The organism is Paraburkholderia aromaticivorans, from assembly GCF_002278075.1.
Classification (GTDB): Bacteria; Pseudomonadota; Gammaproteobacteria; order Burkholderiales; family Burkholderiaceae; genus Paraburkholderia; species Paraburkholderia aromaticivorans.
On sequence record NZ_CP022990.1, the window covers coordinates 1479388 to 1498210 of the forward strand.

Here is an 18823-nt window from a genome sequence, read left to right on the forward strand (position 1 = left end):
CTTTCCGGGTCTCGACATCACGCCCGCCCGTTGCGAACACACTACATCGAATCGGGCCGCGTCCACGCTTATGAAACGCTTTCTTTCGTCTGTACTCCTTGCTCTGGGCACGGCCGCCCTGCCGCTCACCTGCCACGCCACCGCGCTCGACGCGCCGCTCTCCTGCAACGAAAGCGGTCATCAGTTCATTGCCGATCTCACGCAGCAACAGCTGATCGATCCGAAGCCCACACGCGTGGAGAGCAACTCGATCAACGCCTTCTCGCCCATGTCCGGCGCGGATCTGACCGCATACGGCTTTCACGTGTTCGCGGTGGTCGGCTACGAAAAAGACGACCCGATGTTCCGGGTCGGCGACGGCGAACCGGTCGCCCGTTCGGCCTATGGCGTGGTGGTGGTCGGCAGCGAGGCCAAGGTGAAGAAGGCCGTTAGCGCCTCAGGCAGCACGGCGATCGTGCATCACGTAGCGCCGCTCATCACGGCGATTTTCTGCAAGCGGAGTTGAGGCGGCCATGCTTGAAGCAATGGCCGCGCGCAGATACGGGCCGGCGTTTCACCGTTCCCGGCTTCGGCCTGTCCGGCACGCCGTGCCGTACCTCGCAGGCCGACTCCATCTTCGGCCCTTTTACAACTTGATCGCCGCCGGATCCGCCGTCAGATAGCCCACCGTCGCGCCGAAGCGGTCCTTATAGTTGGCCCGCACGAGCGGATCCAGCGTCGATTTGACTTTGTCGTGCAACGGACTTTCCCAGTCGCCGACGTGCTGGAAGTTGCTCATCACGTAAGTCCAGCCGTTGATTTCGTCGACGGCGTGCAGACCGGTCGACTCGGCGCCCGCCGGGCACGAAAGCACCCGCGCGAGCGTTTTCGTATCGACGTTGTACGCCCACAGGAAGTTGTTCACGTGCAGACCGCTGTCCTCGCCGATGAACAGCGTGCGCAGCTTCTCCGAGAACTTGAGGTTGTCCGGGTTCGCAATGCGCTCCGGGTTCGCCGTGTTGCCGAGCGCGTCCGGCGCGGACAGGTCCTCGCCGACGAGCGCCGCGGGCGCGGCCATGTCCACCGGCACCCATTCGCTGTTGATCGCGCCGCCGCTGCGATCGCGCTGGCCGCCTTTCATGTTCAGCGCGTAGACCGCGCCGGCGTTGATCGTCTTGTCCACGGCGACGTCGGTGGAAGCCGCATTGCCACGCACCATCGACTTCTCGATACGCGACATCGCCGAATACAGCACCTTGTCCTTGATGTTGACCGTCGTGCCCTCGAGCTTCGTGAACCCCATGCTGCCGCCAGCCAGCGCCGCATAGCGGTGCGTCTCGAGAAAGGTCGCCGCTTGCGTCATGCCGGGCTTGATGCGCACCCAGTTGAACGTGCCGTTGTAGTTGATCTTCGTGTAGGTCGGATCGAGCGGATCCTTGGTTGCGACGTCCATGATGTCGTTCGCGCGCAGGCGGTTGGCGAGCGCCTCGATTTCGTCGCTGGTCGCGTGGCCCAGGTTGATCCACGAAAGCGTTGCCGCGCCCGCGCCGCTCGCGGACACCTGCGTCCACTTCGCGACGTACAGCGTGCCCGCCGACAGATCGGCTTCGCGATCCGCGATGAACATGAACAGGCCGCCGTTGGTCGCGTCGTCGCCCATCAGAACGGTGCGCTTGTCCGGCATCACCTGAATCAGTTCGTGCGAGATACGGCCGAGGCAGTAGTGTTTCTTAATCGTGCCGGTGCCGTCCGGATTGACCGTCACCTCCGGCAGATGGCCGTAGTGATACGGGTTCGCGGTCGTTTCGTCGCCGTACAGGTTGCGGCTAAAGCCTTTGAACTGGCTATTGCTGGCGATCGTGGTGGCGTCCGGCTCGTATTCTTCGCTCGACAGATGCGTGTTCCATGGCGACAGGCTCGCGCCGCACGTGATCCACAAACCATGCGCCTTCGACGTATCGACATTGGAGTAGCCCGCCAGCGTGAGCTTGCCGGTGGCCGGGTCCTGGTCGAGCGTCAGCACGGCGATCGGCGACGGCAATTGACCGTACATCGACGCGAGACTCTGATCGCGCGTCGTGTATTCGAATTGCACGACCGCGAATACCGCGTTGCCCTTGAGCCCTTTCACCGTCGGATTGTCGAGGCGGATCAGCGAGCTGCCGTCCGGGCAATCCGAGTAGAACTGCCGTTCCTTGCCCGCAACCGACTTGTCGACGATCGGCTGATTGTTGATGTCGAAGTAGCCGCCCGCGAGGATCGTCCCGCCCTTGGTGTTCGGCACGCTGTCGCCGGTCACGAAGAATGGCTGGTACGCCAGCTTGAACGTGCGACTGCTGCCGTCGCTCAGTTGCACCGTCAACGTCGAGGCCACCGTGGTCTTCGCCATGGCGGCCGGATCGGCCAGCGTCGGCGCGGCCATGCCGGCGAACGCCGCGGAGACGAAGTTGGCGACCGGTTTGACCGGCGTCGCCAGGTCGTCGCTGCCCCCGCAAGCGCTCAGCATTGAAGCCGTGGCAAGTCCGCCGAGCGGCAGCATCGGGACGCCCGCGAACAGTTTCAGGGCCTTGCGGCGGGAAAGGTCGAACGGCTCAGCCATGTTGTCGTGATCCAGTGTTTGGGTAGCGTGGGTGAACGCACAGCCGGCACGCGCTCAGACCCAAACCACATGGCTCACGCTCGCGCCGCTATGACGCGAGGATTCTATGAAGTGAATGTGAAAGTATATTGACAGGCTTTGGTAATTATTTAGTCGGCCTTCATTCAGCCACCCGGCTAGCCCAACCCTGTCGCAAGCGGCAGCGGCTTCTAACCCGGCCGGCGAAACTCGTTCTCGACCCACGCCGCGGCGCTCGCCTTGCTGAGCTTGAAATTGGGCGCCACCTGCACTTGCGCGAGCTGTTCGCCGAACGTGTCGAGCGCGGTCAGGAGGGCGTACGGCTCGTCTTCATCGGGAACGATGTCGAGCGTGATGTCGAGTTCGTCGTTGCCATCCGCGCTCGCCACCCGCACTTCCTTATGCAGTTGCGCGCGCAGTTGCTGCTCATGGCGGCGCAGCACTTCGGACGCCGTCTTCACCAGCGTGTTGAACGCGGACGTGTCCAGCGGCTTCGGATCTTTCTTGTTGCGGCCCATCGTCCACGGTCCGACGAGCGCGGGTTCCGCTTCGCCGTCCTTGATCATTTCGACGGCCCAGCCTTCGTCGTCTTCATTCTTGATGACGCGCGCGGTCCAGCCGTCGTCGCGCCACAGGCGTGCTTCGTGCACGGTTTCGCCCGGTTCGGACGCGCCTTCCGTCGTGAAATCTTCAGCGGGGTCGGACGATGGAAGGGGTGTATCGGTCATTGCAGGTTCACTCACGTTCGCGGGGGCGGAAACATTCTCGAGCACGCAATTCTACCCGCCCCGCGCGCGGCGAACCCGGCCCTCTAACGAACGGACAAGCCGGGGCGGCGTAATCGCCAATCGAAATCGTCGCCGCCGCGATTCGCGCGAGCTTATAAGCCGAATATAAAAGGCATAAAAAAACGCGGCCCGTGAGCCGCGTATAAAAAGATGAAAAAGACACCCTTGGTCAAGGGGTGAGCCGAATTGTATAGCCGTAATTCATCGGGATAGGTCACGTGAATTGGAAGAGTACATTGCAGAAAACAGAATGAATCGCGGCGTATCTCGAATTAGCCCCAACCCTTACTGAGCATGGGCTGCGGCGTGACGTCGCAGTTTGACAACGGCGCGGGGATTGACACGGCCAGAATGGGCTTTTCGCCGAACGGATTTTTTCTTTATTTATCCGCACTTATCCAATTAACAGTCCGCTATTACGAATTTTAAAAATAATTGTTGTGCCATTTGCAATTCAAGATAGGAATAACGGGACTACACTTCGCCCCGGATCGTCAGGCAGCCGGCGTAATCGGCGGTAAGCACTGGGATGCGATTCTCTACGCACTGTTTCGGAGCTATCTCAACATGAAAAAAACCCTCATCGCAGCAGGCCTCCTGGGCGCGGTTGCCATCACCGCCCACGCGCAGAGCAGCGTGACGTTGTACGGCACGCTGGACGCCGGCATCGTGTACTCGAACAACCAGGGCGGCCACAGCAACTGGCAACAAGGCAGCGGCGTGGCGTCGGACACGTACTTCGGTCTGCGCGGCAACGAAGATCTGGGCGGCGGTCTGCATGCCATCTTCACGTTGGAAAGCGGCTTCAACCTGAACAACGGCAAGTACTCGGAAAACAGCACGATGTTCAATCGTCAGGCTTTCGTCGGTCTGCAAAGCGATAAGTACGGCGCGCTCACGCTGGGCCGTCAATACGACTCCGTGGTCGACTACCTGGCACCGCTGTCCGCAGCAGGCGCGGGCTACGGCAACAACCTGGCGGCTCACCCGCTCGACAACGACAATCTCGACAACTCGTTCTCGATCAAGAACGCCGTGAAGTACACCAGCGCGAATTACGCGGGCCTCAAGTTCGGCGGCCTGTACGGCTTCAGCAACTCGGCAGGCGACTTCTCGAACAATCGCGCATGGAGCGTCGGTGCTTCGTACGACAACGGTCCGTTGAGCTTTGCCGCGGCTTACCTGCAACTGAACAAGTCGGGCAGCTCGAATCTGAGCGGCGCCGTGTCGCAGGGCGACGGAACCGCAGCGGTCGCAGCCGATCTGCAACGCACGTACGGCGCGGGCATCAACTATACGTACGGCCCGGCGACTGTCGGCTTCGTCTATACGCACACGCAACTGGACGGCATCAGCGGCGTGGACGTCGGCGGCACGACCCTGCCTGGCGTCGCGGGCACCAACCTGCACATGGACAACTACGAAGTGAACGGCCGCTATGCGCTGACGCCGGCACTGAGCCTCGCGGCCTCGTACACGTTCACCGACGGCAAGATGTCCGGCTCGAACGGCTCGGGTGATCCGAAGTGGCACACGGTGTCGCTGCAAGGCGACTACGCGCTGAGCAAGCGTACCGACGTGTACGTGGAAGGCGTGTACCAGCATGCATCGGGCGAGCTCGGCAACTTCGGCTCGAACGTCGCGGCGATCAACACGCTGGCGCCGTCGTCGACCGGCAATCAGGTGGCGGCGGCAGTCGGCCTGCGTCACCGTTTCTAAGTCTCTCAGGTAGTACGTGCACAGCGAATGTATCGATTCGCTGCGCAGAGAACCCGCACGCGACACGATCGCGTCGCGGGTTTTTTCATGGCCTTACGTTTGGACACAATGCCGGCCGCCCCGAGTAGTGACGGCGCGCGCATCGCGTGGGTATACTGGGCCCGGCTGCCTTCCTTGCCGTCATGCCAGCCTTTCGCGGCGGCTGAACGGCGGCCTCGTCGCGAAGCATGACGTCGCGCTGAATCGCGTTGCGCTTCGCCCGCGCCCCAAGTTCCCGCATACGACCGGGGACGCCGACGACCGGACCATGAAAAGACCTCTCCTGCTTGCCCCCGTTGCTGTCGCGCTTGCTGCCGCGCTTACCGCTCTTGCCGGCTGTGGCTCTTCCAGCGGCCCCGCCCGCGACGCGTCGCTGCCGATGATCTACGTGTCTTCGCAACGCGCGCCTGCCGATATCGCCGATTGCCTCGAAAGCCGTCTGTCACGCGTGCGTACGTCGCGCGTGAGCGGCGCGATGCAGATCGCCGTCGGCTCGGATTCGAACAACTCGTACTTCGTCACGCTGACGCCGTCGAACGCGGGCTCGGTCATCAAGGTGATGCATCCCGCGAACGCACCGGACGATCCGCCGGAACCGGAAATGCGCTTCGACATTGCACGCTGCGCGACCTGAGCTGCAGTCCCGCGCGCGCGTTTCGAACGCCAAGCCGATACGCGATTTTTTAACTCGCGTGTCGGCTATTTTTTTATCCACGCATCTGCGAACATAACCGCCCTTTGTCTTTCATGCGGCGCTGCGTCGCGAGTTTCGATGGCATCCAGCAAAGCACATCACGCTACCGGCTTCGCAGCCGGCGTCATCGCGGCGGCGATCGTCGCGCGCATCGGCGGCGGCGGCTCGTTCCATCTCGGCGTGCTATTGAGTTTCATCACCGGCGTGGCCGGCAGCACGGCGCCGGATTGGCTCGAAGTGGCGTGGTGGTCGCGTGCGCGGCGCTTGTGGATCACGCATCGCACGCTCACGCATTGGGGCGTGGCATGGCTGGCGTTGCTCGCCGTGTCTTATCACTGGCTCGGGCATTCGGTCTACGCCGCGCCGGCGTTCGGGTTCGCCTGTGGCGGCCTGATGCATCTGTTCGCCGACTGGCCGAATCCGCTAGGCGTGCCCTGGGTCGCCGGCAGGCATTCATTGAATCTCTGGAATAGCGGGCACTGCGATCTAATCGTGGTGGCGGCTTCGTGGGCGGCGGCATGGTTCGTCGGGCAGCACGTCTGGCTGCACGGCGTGCATGGCATTTCCCTGCTGCAGCATTTGAGAATCGGTTAACCCTCACCGACGCGCTGCCGCATAGGTTGCCGGCGTCACGCCGAACAGGCGCACGAATGCGCGCGTCATATGACTCTGATCGGCGAAGCCCGCCGCGGCGGCCGCCTCGGCCAGCGCGGCGCCGTGCGCGATGCAGTGCCTCGCGAGCGCCACGCGACGCTGCATTCGATACGCGTGCGGCGGCAGGCCTGTCTCACGCGCGAAGCCTCGCAACAACTGGAACCGGCTCATGCCCGCATCGGCGGCGAGATCGGCCAACGTAAGCGCAGACGAAGGATCCTCGTCGATGCGCGCTTTCGCTCGCGCGATCGGGCCCAACGCGTCGGTCGACCATGAACGTGTCGGCGGCGTTGCATGAACGTGGACCAGATGCCCGAGCAGGTCGAGCAATGCTTCCTCGCGCACCAGATCGTCCGGCACGCACGGTGCTTCCACCGCGACGGCGAACAGCCGCTCGAACAAACGCTTCAACAGAGGATCGTGCGCCACCGGCCGCGTGAGTTCGATTTCACGCGGCGCCGCGCCCGTCAGTTCGCTCGCGGCGGCGATGAGCGCGGACGGTTCGAAATACAACATGCGCCACGCGCGCCCACGCTCGTCGAGCGGACTGCCGTCGTGGACTTCGCCGGGGTTGACCATGATCGCGTCGTTGGCCCGCGCTTCGACGCGTCCGCGTCCGCTCGCCGACCGATGCCCGCCGCTGATAATCACGCCGACGCCGAAGCGGTCGTGCGAATGACGCGGAAACGCGTGCGCCGTTTCGGCCACCGTCGCTTCAACGCCGGCAAGCGCGCAGCGAGGCATGTGAACGCGGCCGCGCGCCATGGTCGTCGTTCAGCGGCTAACGAAAAGTTCGCGCAAGACGGCACGCGTAGGCTCGCAAGCCGGCACGCGCATCACTGCCGCCCCTCGTCGGTGCGCTCGCCTTCGCGGATCTTGCCTTGCGATACGCTGCTGCCCGGCGGCACGCTGTGCGTGAGCCAGACGTTGCCGCCGATCACCGAGCCACGCCCGATGGTCACGCGCCCGAGAATCGTCGCACCGGCATAGATCACGACATCGTCCTCGACGATCGGATGGCGCGCGTTGCCTTTGATCAGCGTGCCGTCGAGATCCGCGGCGAAACTCTTCGCGCCGAGCGTCACGGCCTGATACACCCGCACGCGTTCGCCGATGATCGCCGTCTCGCCGATCACGACGCCCGTGCCGTGGTCGATAAAGAAGCTCGGTCCGATCGTCGCGCCCGGGTGTATGTCGATGCCGGTGGCCGAGTGCGCGATCTCGTTGATGAAACGCGCCAGCAGCGGCACGCCCAGCCGATGCAGCGCATGCGCGAGCCGATGATGGGTCATCGCCCACACGCCCGGGTAGCAGAGCAGGATTTCGGTAATGTGCTGCGCCGCCGGATCGCCGGTGAAAGCCGCCTGTATGTCGCTGACCAGCAGCGCGCGAATGCCCGGCAATTGCGTGCCGAATTCACGCGCGACACCGAACGCGCGCGCCTGCAAATCCGCATCCGGCGTTTCGCCGAACTCGGGCAAGAACCGCAACGCGCGGCGAATCTGCTCCGCGAGCAGCCGCAAGGTGCTTTCGAGCGTGTGGCCGACGTAGTAATCGACGGTTTCGTCAGTGAGATCGGGCGCGCCGTAGTGCGTGGGAAAGAGCGCCGCGCGCAGGCCGGCGACGATATTGACAACCGCTTCGCGCGACGGCAATTCGCGAATACCGAGCGGGTGCCGTGTGCGATGCAATTCTTCACGCGACGCGCGCAGGTCCGCGACGATCTGTTCGAGACCCCAGTTCTGGGAAGGAACGTTAGGCATAAAAGGACAGCGCCGTGCAGTCAGCACGGTCAAAGTGATTATGCCGAGAGATTACCGCGTTTTGCCGCAACCCGCGCGAGCGCACATCTGGCGGGCCATGGCCTATGCGCCGTGTCAGGCGGCCGGTGCTCAGATGGTTACGCTGCTCGCGTCGATCCAGCGCACCGCCCAATCGCGCGCGTGGGCGATGGCGCCGGCTTCGTCAGGAAAGCGTAACTCGGTGGGGAAGAAACGGTTGGCGACCAGTTCGCCGTCGCTCGAACGCGAGATGACGACATAAGGTTGCCAGGTGCCATCTCCCGCGCGCGCCGGCGCGCAATTCAACAAATAGCCGCGATGTGTGAATGCAGCATCGAAGTGCATGTGTCACCCGCCCTGACGGCCCCGTGGAATGTTTTGAGTAGCGCGTGGATGGGCAGCCGACCATGGAAAAACAGTCGTGACCCGTGTCGCCAATTTAACCGCGCTTCGCTCGTCGGAGTAAGATCATACTCTGTAGAAAATACGCGTCCATTAAAAAAAACGAAAAGAATTGCGGACGCATTCGCCAGCCGAATATCCTCTCACGCCACTGCGGCATAAGGCGCGGTGCAACACAAGTGAATCAGGGTTCGTGCGGAGCGGAACGGGTTTTGCTGCATGTCACACCATGTCCTCTTCAAAGGAGAATGCATGATGAACAGCGATATCAACAAGCCAGCAGATGCGAACCAGCCGGCGGCCACGCACGGCCCGAGCTCGACGGAACTGCACAACGACCGCACGCACGACAGCACCGTCGACACCGACGGCAAGAACCTTCAGGCCGCGCGCATCGCGGGCCACAGTCCGATCTCGCCCGACGAGATCACCACCAGCAACGCGACCCTCACGAACAGCGTGCCCGAGGCGCTCGACGGCATGGCCGGCTTCGACAGCCGGGTTGGCGGCAATCATTTGCTGCTCGCGCTGGAGCCGGGCTATACGGTCATCGACAAGGGCATGATCGAGCCCCAGGGCGCGTATTCGGCAGACCATCAATTCGACGATCCGCGTCCGGTCGGCAGCCGCCAGGAACGCGGGCGGATTCATTACGCGCTCAATCATATGCGGCCTACCCGGCTGATCGAATTGCGTCGGGTGAAATAGTCGATTTACGTTGCGTCTCTATTTTTCATCCGCGTTTGAATTTCGGCGCGGGCCCTGATTAATCCGTCTATTGCGAAGCGCGCATCGTTTGATTCACGATGCGCGCTTTTTACTGCGATTAGAAACTCAGGGTTGCAGGACCTGCGCGTGGACGCGTCTTTTTCCCTCTGACCAGTGCCGGCACAATCGACTGCACGTCAATCCTCAACGGAGCAATAGATGAAAAAAATCGTCGTGATCGGCGCCACGGGCACGTTGGGCCGGGCGGTGAGCGCCGAACTGAAGGCGCGTCATGAAGTGATCGAAGTGGGTGCGACGCGCGGGCAGTATCAGGTCGACAGCACCGACCCGGCGAGCGTCGAGCGGCTCTTTCGCGAAATCGGCAGGGTGGACGGCGTCGTCACCACGACCGGCAAGGTCCATTTCGGCCCGCTCCCCGACATGAGCATCGAACAGTTCTGGGTCGGGCTGCGCGATAAGCTGATGGGCCAGATCAACGTGGTGCTGGCCGCCCAGCCCTACGTGAACGATGGCGGCTCGTTCACGCTGACGAGCGGCATCATCGGCGACGAGCCGATTCTGCAAGGTGCGAGCGCGACCACCGTCAATCTGGCGCTCGAAGGTTTCGTGCGCGGCTCGGCGATCGAACTGCCGCGCGGGATTCGCATCAACGTGGTGAGCCCGACCGTGCTCACCGAAGCGATGGACGCTTACGCGCCCTACTTCCGCGGCTTCGAGCCGGTCACGGCGCAACGTGCGGCAATGGCCTATCTGCGCAGCGTGGAAGGCGCGCAAACGGGCCGCGTATATCGCGTGGGATATTGACTGAAGGATCCGCGCGATGCGGCCCGGCCGCATCGCACGCCCCCGCGGTTTTGTCGCCGCTCTACGGCGGCCGCGTCACGCTCTCGGCGGCCCGCAACAAGCTCAGTGAATCTCCGGCTCGCCCGCGGCGTCCGCTTCCGGCGCCGCATGGGCGCCGCCACGCTGCAAAAAGTCGAAGTCGCAGCCTTGATTCGCCTGCATCACGTGCACCTGATGCAGCGCACCGTAGCCGCGCGTAAAGCGCGGCGCCGGCTTGACCCACGCGGCCCGGCGGCGCGCCAGTTCCTCGTCTGTCACGAGCAGATCGAGTTTGCGCCGGGGCACGTCGAGCGCGATCATGTCGCCGCTCTCGATCAGCGCGAACGGCCCGCCGATGAACGACTCCGGCGCCACATGCAGCACGCACGCGCCGTAACTCGTCCCGCTCATCCGAGCGTCCGAAATCCGTACCATGTCGCGCACGCCTTTTTGCAGCAACTTTCGCGGGATCGGCAATTGCCCCCACTCCGGCATGCCCGGCGCGCCGACCGGGCCGGCATGCTGAAGCACGATCACGCAGTTCTCGTCGATGTCGAGCGTCTCGTCGTCGATGCGCGCGGCCATGTCGTTATAGTCCTTGAACACCACCGCGCGGCCGGTGTGCACGAGCAGGTGCGGCTCGGCGGCGCCGGGTTTGATCACCGCGCCGTCGGGCGCGATATTGCCGCGTAGCACCGCGAGGCCGCTGTTGGGCAGAAGCGGCGTGTCGCGCCGGCGAATCACTTCGTCGTTGAAAATCTCCGCGCCTTCGAGGTTTTCCCCAAGCGTGCGTCCGTTGACGGTTTTCTGCGAACGGTCGATCAACTCACCCAGTTCGGCGAGCAAGACCCGCAAACCGCCCGCGTAGAAAAAGTCCTCCATCAGATATTCGCCAGTCGGGCGAACGTTCGCCAGCACCGGCGTGTGACGCGAGATCTCGTCGTAGCGATCCAGTGTCAACTCGATGCCGGCGCGGCGCGCGAGCGCGATCATGTGCACGATCGCGTTGGTCGAGCCGGACAGCGCAAGGCACGTGGTCACCGCGTTGTCGACGGAACCGGCGGTCAGCAGGTCGGAGGGCTTGAGGTCTTCCCACACCATCTCGACGATCCGCATGCCGGTTTTCGCCGCCATCTGCGCATGACGCGCATCCACCGCCGGGATCGACGCGAAACCGGGCAGCGTGAAGCCGAGTGCTTCGGCCGCGCTCGTCATGGTCGAGGCGGTGCCCATGGTCATGCAGTGCCCCGGCGAGCGCGCGATGCCGCCTTCAATGCCTTGCCAGTCATCCTGCGTGATCGTGCCCGCGCGCAGTTCGGCCCAATACTTCCACGAGTCGGAACCGGAGCCGAGCGTCACGCCGTTCCAGTTGCCACGCAGCATCGGGCCCGCAGGCAGAAAAATCGCCGGCAGGTCCATCGAGATCGCGCCCATCAGCAACGCCGGCGTGGTCTTGTCGCAACCGCCCATCAGCACGACGCCGTCGGCGGGATACGAGCGCAGCGTTTCTTCGGCCTCCATGGCGAGGAAGTTGCGGTACAGCATCGTGGTCGGCTTCTGGAAGGGTTCGGAGAGCGTCTGCACTGGCAGTTCGACCGGAAAGCCGCCGGCCTGCCAGATGCCGCGCTTCACTTCCTCCACACGCTGCTTGAAATGGGTGTGGCAAGCGTTGATCTCGCTCCACGTGTTGAGAATCGCAATGACCGGCTTGCCGGCATATTCCTCGCGGTTGTAGCCCATTTGCGCGGTGCGCGAGCGATGGCCGAACGAGCGCAGATCGTTCACGCCGTACCAACGGTGGCTGCGCAGTTCCTCGGGTTGCTTTCTCTTCGTCAACGTTTGCTCCAGGATGTCTTTCGCCCGTCGCTTCGGGGCGAGCTTCAGCGCCTCTGTTCCTTCACGCGCGAGACGATTTGCGTCGGGCTCACGAATTGCAGTGCGATCAGCACCCAGATCAGCGTGATCGCCATGTAGATCATCGCCATGGCATCGATCGACTGCGGCGCGCGCACGCCGGTTGAAAATACAGCGTAGTACAGGGCGACCACGAGCGTTTGCGTCGCGGGGCCCGCGGTGAAAAACGTCAGCTCGAACATGCCGATGGTGCGCACGAGCACCAGCAAGCCGGCCGCCAGCATGCCGGGCACGAGCAGCGGCAGCAACACGTAGCGAAAATAGCGAAACGTGTTGGCGCCGAAAATACGCGCCGCCGCTTCGAGATTGGGATCGATCTGTTCGATGAACGGCGTCATCACCAGAATCACGAACGGCAACGCGGGCACGAGGTTCGCCAGAATCACGCCGCTCAGCGTGCCGGCGAGGCCAACCTTGTACATGACCGTCGCCATCGGAATGCCGTACGTGACGGGCGGCACCATCAGCGGCAACAGGAAGATCAGCATCGCCAAGCGCTTGCCGGGAAATTGCACGCGGGCAAGCGCATACGCCGCCGGCACGCCGAGTAGAACCGACAGCAGCACGACCGCGCCGACCACTTCGACGGTCACCCACAACACGCTTGCCAACTGGAAATCGCTCCACGCCTGCGCATACCAATGCAGCGTGAAGCCTTGCGGCAACAACGTGCCGAACCAGCGCGTCGCCACCGAATTGACCGCCACGGTCGCGATCAGCAGCACCACGTTGACGAGGAAGAACAGCATGGCGCCCCACACCAGCACGCGCCAGATCCGCCCCGGCACGCTGCTGCGCTGCCGGCCAGGACTGGTGCGCTGATCCGGTTCGTGCGCGCCGTCGTCGTGATTTTTCGAGGCGGACGCCGACCACGAAGGCGGCGCCGCGCGATGCCCGCTCGTCATCAGCCTTTGCCTCCCGTCACCGGGCCGCTGTAGAAGAAGCGGCGTGCGCCGAGCAATGCGGCGACCACCAGCAACTGCACGAAGCCCATCACCATCGCGATCGCGGAGGCCAGCGAATAGTCGTAGCTTTCGAATGCGGCTTCGGCGGCGGCGATCGACATCACGCGCGTCGGGCCAGCGGGCGCGCCGAGCAGCACCGCCGACGGAAACACCGAAAACGCCTGCACGAACGACAGACACGCCGCCATCGTCAACCCCGGCACCAGCAGCGGCAGATAGATGCGGCGAAACTGCTGCCACGGACTCGCGCCGAGTGTCGCCGCCGCGCTCGCGAGCGTCGGGTCGATGCCGGTCACGTACGACAGCGTCAATAAAAAGGCGAACGGGAAACCCGACACGATCAGCGAGATCAGCACGCCCCAGAAGTTATGCGTGAGCCGCACTTCGCGCGTATAGAGGTGCAGGCCCTGCAGCGCCTGCGGAAACCAGCCGTTCGGGCCGAAATACGTGAGCATGCCGTCCGCGATCAGCACGGTGCCGAGCGTCACGGGAATCACCAGCAGCGTCGTGACGAACTTCTGATAGCGCGAGTAGCGCCGCAGCGCGAACGCCACCGGCACCGAGACGCCCACGTTGATGAGCGTGGCCGGCACCGCGAGCTTGAGCGTGACGAGAATGGTCGGCCACATCGACGTGTCGGTGAAGAACGCCAGATAGTTGGCCCACAGGCCGCCGCCGTTCATCGGCCGGAACGACAGCACCAGGCCATACGCGAACGGATAGATGAACGACGCGACGATAATGAGCAGTGCGGGTGCGACCAGCCACGCCTTGGCGTCGCGCGGCACGAGGGGCGGCGACAGCGTGGGCGCGATCATGCCGCCTCGGCGTCGTAGACGAGTGTGCGCGACGGCGGCACGCGCAGGCCGATTCGCTCGCCCGCTTCGAATTCTCCGCCGACGCGCGCCCAGATATCGCCGAATGCGGTCTTCACACGCAGCAGCGAATCGCGGCCACCGTATTCGACGCTCGTCACCAACGCGTCGAAGGCATTGTCCGCGCCGGGCGGGGCGCGCTCCATATCCTCGGGACGCAGCGCGACGCTCACGCGTTTGCTGTTGAAGCCGGCCATCGGCGTGCCCAGCAGACGCACACCGTTTGCGCTCACCAGCACGCCTTCGCCCTGCATGCCTTCGAGCTCGAATTCGGCCACGTTGCGATAGCCCATGAAACGCGCGACATGCAGATTCTGCGGCCGCGTATAGACCTCTTTCGGCGTGGCCACCTGTTGCACCACGCCCTCCTTCATCACGACGATGCGGTCGGCCATGGAAAGCGCTTCGTCCTGATCGTGCGTCACGTAGAGCGTCGCGCGTTCGAGCTGGCTATGAATGCGGCGGATCTCCGCGCGCATTTCGATCCGCAGCCGGGTATCGAGATTCGACAGCGGTTCGTCCATCAGGATCAGCGGCGGTTCGATCACGATCGCGCGCGCAATCGCCACACGCTGCTGCTGGCCGCCGGAAAGTTGTCCGGGCAGTTTGCGTTCATGCCCGACCAGTTGCACGAGCTGCAACGCTTCGCGCGCCCGGCGCATGGCGTCGTTCCTGCCAACGCCGCGCATTTTCAGACCGAAGCCGACGTTGTCCAGCACGCTCATATGCGGAAACAGCGCGTAGTTCTGAAACACCATGCCGAAGCCGCGCTTCTCCGGCGGCAGCACGTCGATGCGTGTGTCGTCGAGCCAGATGCCGCCGCCGCTCAGCGGCTGCAATCCGGCGATGCAGTTGAGCGCCGTCGATTTACCGCAACCGGACGGCCCCAGCAACGCGATGAACTCGCCACGCCGGATGGTCAGATCGAGTCCGCGCAGCGCCGCGACCGCCTGGCCTTCCGCATTCGTGAAACTGCGGCTCACCGAATCGAGCCGCAACTGCTCAAAGTGATGCTTCATGGCGGTTTCCTGATACACGCGACGCGTCGTGTCACGGATCGCGCGTCGATCGCGACGGCATGCATGAACTGCTGCGCAGGCTATTTGGTCTTCTGCGCGCCGACCTCGGTGTCCCACTTCCTGAAAGCCGCAACCATCGCCGCGGCATTCAGCGGCAATACATGAGGACGCTCGGCCAGCAGCTTCGCGTACTCCGGCCGGCCGTATTTCTTCAGCACGTCCTGGCTGTGCGCGGGCGCCTGCTCGACGCTCACGCCCTTGATCGCCGGACCGGGATAGAAATAACCGTCGTCATAGGTCAGCGCCTGCTGCGCCGGTTCGAGCATGAAATTCATCAGCTTGTAGAGCACCTCGAGCTTGTCCTTCGGCACGCCTTTCGGAATCACCATGTAGTGCGCGTCGTTCACCCATGTCATGTTGTCGAACGCCTGCACGCGAAATTCCGCCGGCACGATGCCGAGCGCGCGCGGATTGATGTCCCAGCCCGTGACGGTCACCGTCATGTCGCGCGTGCCTTCGCCGAGTTCCTTCATCACCGCCGAGGTGCCGCCCGGATAGTAAGGAATGCAATCGTTCATTTGCTTGAGGAAGGCCCAAGTCTTGTCCCAGCCGTGAATCGGGTCCTGCGGATCCTTGTCGCCGAGCACATACGGCAAGCCCATCAGGAACGTGCGGCCCGGGCCGGAATTCGCCGGCCGTGCGTAGATCAACTTGTCAGGATGCGCCTTGCACCATTGCAGCAATTGCTCGGGCGTCTTCGGCGGGTCGCCGACTTTGGCGGGGTTGTACTCGAGTAGCGGACCGGCCGGCATATACGCCACCTCCAACCCGTAACCCTGCGCGAGATCCTGCATCTTGCGTGGACCCGGCGCGTATTTGTCGAGCACGCCAGGGAACATCGCTGCGTTCTCGGGCAGCAGCTTCATCCACAGATTCTGTTCGATGCCGGCGGCGAGCGCATCCGTGCCGGTCAGCACGAGATCGATATCGGAGCGGCCCGCGGCCTGCATCGCCTTGATCTTGCCTGGCAGTTGCGGAGCGGGCGCATTCGTGAAAGTGAGATTGGCGACGAGGTTCGGATACTTCGCCTTGAATGCCTCGAAACCTTTTTGCGTGAGCTGAAGGTCGCCGGCCACGTCGACGATATTGAGCGTGACCGGATCGGCCGCGTGCGCGGCGGATGCGAACGCGGCGCTCGCCGCCAAACATACGGACACCAGCCTGAGCGCCAACCTGTCTGAAACAGTCATTGCGTCTCCTCGCTTCTTGGTATGCAAGTCCGCCGGTCGGCTGCGCTGCGGGCGGTGTCTTTCTACCAATGGAACATAGCGAAGCGGGACAGCTGATGTCAAGCAAATGCTTGTGGCAGCGTTGGCTGCCGAGAGCAGCGGTTTTGGCGTTGAATCCTTGTCATTCAAAGGTTTGCGCGCTGCATCCAAGGGCAAACCCGGAGCTAATCATGAAATCCGACGACCAGTTGCCAGACAACTAGCCGCCTTGCACGCCTTGCGTATTGACGTAGAGCGAATAGAGCCCGTGGCTTGCCGCCATGAATAGCCGGTTGCGATGCCGGCCGCCAAAGCACACGTTCGCACAACGTTCAGGCAACGCGATGTGGCCAAGCGGCTCGCCTTGCGCCGTGAAGACGCGCACGCCGTCGAGTTCATCGGTGCCCATGCCCCAGCCGCACCACAAATTGCCGTGGATATCGACACGAAAGCCGTCCGGCGTGCCCGGACCGGCGTCGATCAACACCCGGTTGTTCGCGAGCGTGGTGCCGTTACCGCCCACGTCGAACGCACGAATCTTGCGCGGCTCGCCACGCGATTCGACGATGTACAGAACCGACTCGTCCGGTGAAAACGCCAGTCCGTTCGGCCCCAGCACGTCGTCGGCCACCACGGAGACTTCGCCGGTCTGGCCGTCGACCCGGTACACGCACGCCGGCAGTTCGGACTCCTGCCGCTCGCCTTCATAGAAGCCGTCGATACCAAAGGTCGGGTCGCTGAACCAGATCGAGCCGTCCGATTTCACGACCACGTCGTTCGGCGAATTGAAGCGTTTGCCGCGATACCGGTCGGCGAGCACGGTGATCGAGCCGTCGTATTCGGTGCGCGTCACGCGGCGCGTGAGATGCTCGCAACTGACGAGGCGTCCCTGGCGGTCGCGCGTATGGCCATTGGCATTGTTCGACGACTGGCGAAATGTGGATACCGCGCCGCTCGGTTCGTCCCAGCGCAGGATGCGATCGTTCGGAATGTCGCTCCACAGCAGATAGCGGCCGTCGCCGAACCAGACCGGGCCCTCGGACCACCGCGCGCCCTGATACAGGCACTCGACAGAGGCGGAGGCCAGGATCAGCGGCTTGAAGCGCGGATCGAAGTGGCGGATGGAGGGATCAGGATAGCGTCGGCTGTTGTCGGTCATGCGGGCGGTTCAAAGTGTGGGTTGGCTTGCGTGTGGGTTGGCATGCGCGAATTCGTGCTCCAACGCGAGCAGCGCCCGCGCGGCGTGGTCGATCTTCGCATGATGCTCGGGCGGCGTCGAACTGAGCAGCGGCAGTATCGGCCCCATGTCGGCGAGCTTCGAAAACGTGACCGCGTCGTGAAGTACGCGGATCAGTGAGAGGTTCTCGCGCAGGGTTTCAAGCGGCAGGAACGCGTCGTATAGACGTTGCGCCGTCGCGCGATCGCCGGTTTTGACCGCCTGCAGCAACGCCGCGACCATGCGCGGCGCGATGCATCCCGAACCGGTGGTCCAGGTCGCTAGACCGAATTCGCGCAGATGCACGAGCGCCGGCCGCTCGCCCATGCCCGACACCACCCTGGTCGCGGCCACCTGTTGCAGCAACCGGCGCAGATACGGATCGTCCGCCGTGTTCTTGCGCACGATCGCGTATTTCACGGCGATCAGCGTGCCTCGATCGATCAGACGCGCGAGCGCATCCGCCTCGACATAATTTTCGCTTTTGATGTACAGCGTGAGCGGCATGCCTGCGATGTCGGCCACGCGAGTCAGGCCTGCCTCGACGCCTTCGGACGTCGTCAATCCGCCGAGCGGCAATACCATTGCCGTCCGGTAACGGGTCTGCGCGAGGATGCGCGCCTGATCCTGCATTTTTCCGTAGTCCGGGCCGATGGCCGGGATCACCCGCGTGCCCTCGCCCGCGGCGTCAGCCAGCAGGTCGAGCAATTCCCGATATTCGCTGACGGCCATGTGGTAAAGGTTTGCGTTGCCGCCATACAACAGGGTGCGCACGCCGCCGGCCTCGATATGGCGAATCAGCGCGCGATTTTGAGCCGCGTCGATGGTGTAGTCGGCGCGGCGCGCCAGCGGCGGCACTGCCATGACCGACGCAGCGAACTCGCCGTCACTTATCGGGGATAGGTTCATGGGCCTCGCACGGCGGGCGTGACAGGACGGGGAGCGCTCAAGTTAGCACCGGGCGCCGAATGTTGTCAAACAACTTGGGAGCAACGCCGGCCTCGCGAATCGTTGCATCGATCGCGAAGATCGCAAACTACCCGCGCATCCTTTTCGTATGACAATAGAGCCCGTGGTGATGTACCTCACGCGGCAATGAGCGATCGCGGCGGACGATTCGGCGATTGGTGCAATCGTGACTGATATTTTGGCAATGATCGCGGATTAGAAGAGTTTCACAATAATGTTGCCAATGATTGGCATCAAAAAGCGGCTACGAGAGATTTGCCCGCATTAACATCCGACCAATGTTAATTCGGTCAGAAAACCCAGCTAAAAATGGCTATCCATTTGACGCCACGCTGCCGCCGCAGCCTTGTCTTAAATCGTTCTCGCTTTGCGA

At 63.3% G+C, this 18823-nt stretch carries 18 protein-coding genes; 6 read left to right on the top strand and 12 right to left on the bottom strand.

All coding sequences use genetic code 11. The features are described from left to right. Positions 1-70: 70 nt before the first annotated feature. A complete protein-coding gene (locus CJU94_RS26310) occupies positions 71-505 on the top strand; it encodes a hypothetical protein (protein ID WP_095422803.1) in 435 nt (144 codons plus the stop codon). Positions 506-625: 120 nt separating this feature from the next. Here CJU94_RS26310 and CJU94_RS26315 read toward each other — a convergent pair whose 3' ends face one another. Then, positions 626-2578, bottom strand: coding sequence for a PhoX family protein (locus CJU94_RS26315; protein WP_095421564.1), 1953 nt, complete (start codon positions 2576-2578; stop codon positions 626-628). 209 nt (positions 2579-2787) lie between these two features. Then, positions 2788-3324 carry a hypothetical protein gene (locus CJU94_RS26320; RefSeq protein WP_095421565.1) on the bottom strand — a complete coding sequence of 179 codons (537 nt, stop codon included), beginning with the start codon at positions 3322-3324 and terminating at the stop codon, positions 2788-2790. Positions 3325-3951: 627 nt separating this feature from the next. Between CJU94_RS26320 and CJU94_RS26325 the strand changes: the two genes are divergently transcribed. The 3 genes from CJU94_RS26325 to CJU94_RS26335 all read left to right on the top strand — a co-directional run bounded on the left by CJU94_RS26325 (position 3952) and on the right by CJU94_RS26335 (position 6430). Beyond that, entirely contained in the window at positions 3952-5103 is a 1152-nt protein-coding gene (locus tag CJU94_RS26325) for a porin (RefSeq protein WP_095421566.1), read from the top strand. Positions 5104-5410: 307 nt separating this feature from the next. After that, positions 5411-5776, top strand: a complete 366-nt coding sequence (locus tag CJU94_RS26330; RefSeq protein ID WP_095422804.1) for a sugar ABC transporter ATPase — start codon at positions 5411-5413, stop codon at positions 5774-5776. Between the two features lie 138 nt (positions 5777-5914). Further along, a complete protein-coding gene (locus tag CJU94_RS26335) occupies positions 5915-6430 on the top strand; it encodes a metal-dependent hydrolase (RefSeq protein ID WP_095421567.1) in 516 nt (171 codons plus the stop codon). A 3-nt stretch (positions 6431-6433) separates the two neighbouring features. On the opposite strand, the gene CJU94_RS26340 is transcribed toward CJU94_RS26335, so the two are convergent. From CJU94_RS26340 to CJU94_RS26350, 3 genes are all read right to left on the bottom strand, one after another. Next, positions 6434-7255, bottom strand: a complete 822-nt coding sequence (locus CJU94_RS26340; RefSeq protein ID WP_095421568.1) for an AraC family transcriptional regulator — start codon at positions 7253-7255, stop codon at positions 6434-6436. A gap of 71 nt (positions 7256-7326) precedes the next feature. Beyond that, positions 7327-8253 (bottom strand): serine O-acetyltransferase EpsC, encoded by a 927-nt coding sequence (epsC, locus tag CJU94_RS26345; RefSeq protein ID WP_095421569.1) that lies wholly within the window; start codon positions 8251-8253, stop codon positions 7327-7329. Positions 8254-8382: 129 nt separating this feature from the next. Further along, complete coding sequence (locus CJU94_RS26350; protein WP_095421570.1) at positions 8383-8616, bottom strand: hypothetical protein; 234 nt, start codon at positions 8614-8616, stop codon at positions 8383-8385. Between the two features lie 312 nt (positions 8617-8928). On the opposite strand from CJU94_RS26350, the gene CJU94_RS26355 reads away from it, so the two are divergent. Continuing rightward, a complete protein-coding gene (locus tag CJU94_RS26355) occupies positions 8929-9381 on the top strand; it encodes a DUF3005 domain-containing protein (RefSeq protein WP_095422805.1) in 453 nt (150 codons plus the stop codon). Between the two features lie 219 nt (positions 9382-9600). Continuing rightward, the gene (locus CJU94_RS26360) at positions 9601-10206 is read left to right on the top strand and encodes a short chain dehydrogenase (protein WP_095421571.1); all 606 of its coding nucleotides are present in this window, start codon (positions 9601-9603) and stop codon (positions 10204-10206) included. Between the two features lie 102 nt (positions 10207-10308). Here the strand turns inward: CJU94_RS26360 and araD are convergent, their stop codons facing one another. The 7 genes from araD to CJU94_RS26395 all read right to left on the bottom strand — a co-directional run bounded on the left by araD (position 10309) and on the right by CJU94_RS26395 (position 18390). Further along, positions 10309-12060 carry an L-arabinonate dehydratase gene (gene araD, locus CJU94_RS26365; protein ID WP_095421572.1) on the bottom strand — a complete coding sequence of 584 codons (1752 nt, stop codon included), beginning with the start codon at positions 12058-12060 and terminating at the stop codon, positions 10309-10311. A 44-nt stretch (positions 12061-12104) separates the two neighbouring features. Beyond that, positions 12105-13043, bottom strand: coding sequence for an ABC transporter permease (locus CJU94_RS26370; protein WP_095421573.1), 939 nt, complete (start codon positions 13041-13043; stop codon positions 12105-12107). Next, entirely contained in the window at positions 13043-13921 is an 879-nt protein-coding gene (locus tag CJU94_RS26375) for an ABC transporter permease (RefSeq protein ID WP_095421574.1), read from the bottom strand. The genes CJU94_RS26370 and CJU94_RS26375 overlap by 1 nt, the downstream gene beginning before the upstream one ends. Beyond that, positions 13918-14997, bottom strand: coding sequence for an ABC transporter ATP-binding protein (locus CJU94_RS26380; protein WP_095421575.1), 1080 nt, complete (start codon positions 14995-14997; stop codon positions 13918-13920). The genes CJU94_RS26375 and CJU94_RS26380 overlap by 4 nt, the downstream gene beginning before the upstream one ends. 80 nt (positions 14998-15077) lie before the next feature. Beyond that, positions 15078-16247, bottom strand: coding sequence for an extracellular solute-binding protein (locus CJU94_RS26385; RefSeq protein WP_095421576.1), 1170 nt, complete (start codon positions 16245-16247; stop codon positions 15078-15080). A 238-nt stretch (positions 16248-16485) separates the two neighbouring features. Then, the gene (locus tag CJU94_RS26390; protein WP_095421577.1) at positions 16486-17424 is read right to left on the bottom strand and encodes an SMP-30/gluconolactonase/LRE family protein; all 939 of its coding nucleotides are present in this window, start codon (positions 17422-17424) and stop codon (positions 16486-16488) included. A 9-nt stretch (positions 17425-17433) separates the two neighbouring features. Continuing rightward, positions 17434-18390 carry a dihydrodipicolinate synthase family protein gene (locus CJU94_RS26395; RefSeq protein ID WP_095421578.1) on the bottom strand — a complete coding sequence of 319 codons (957 nt, stop codon included), beginning with the start codon at positions 18388-18390 and terminating at the stop codon, positions 17434-17436. Positions 18391-18823 lie beyond the last annotated feature (433 nt).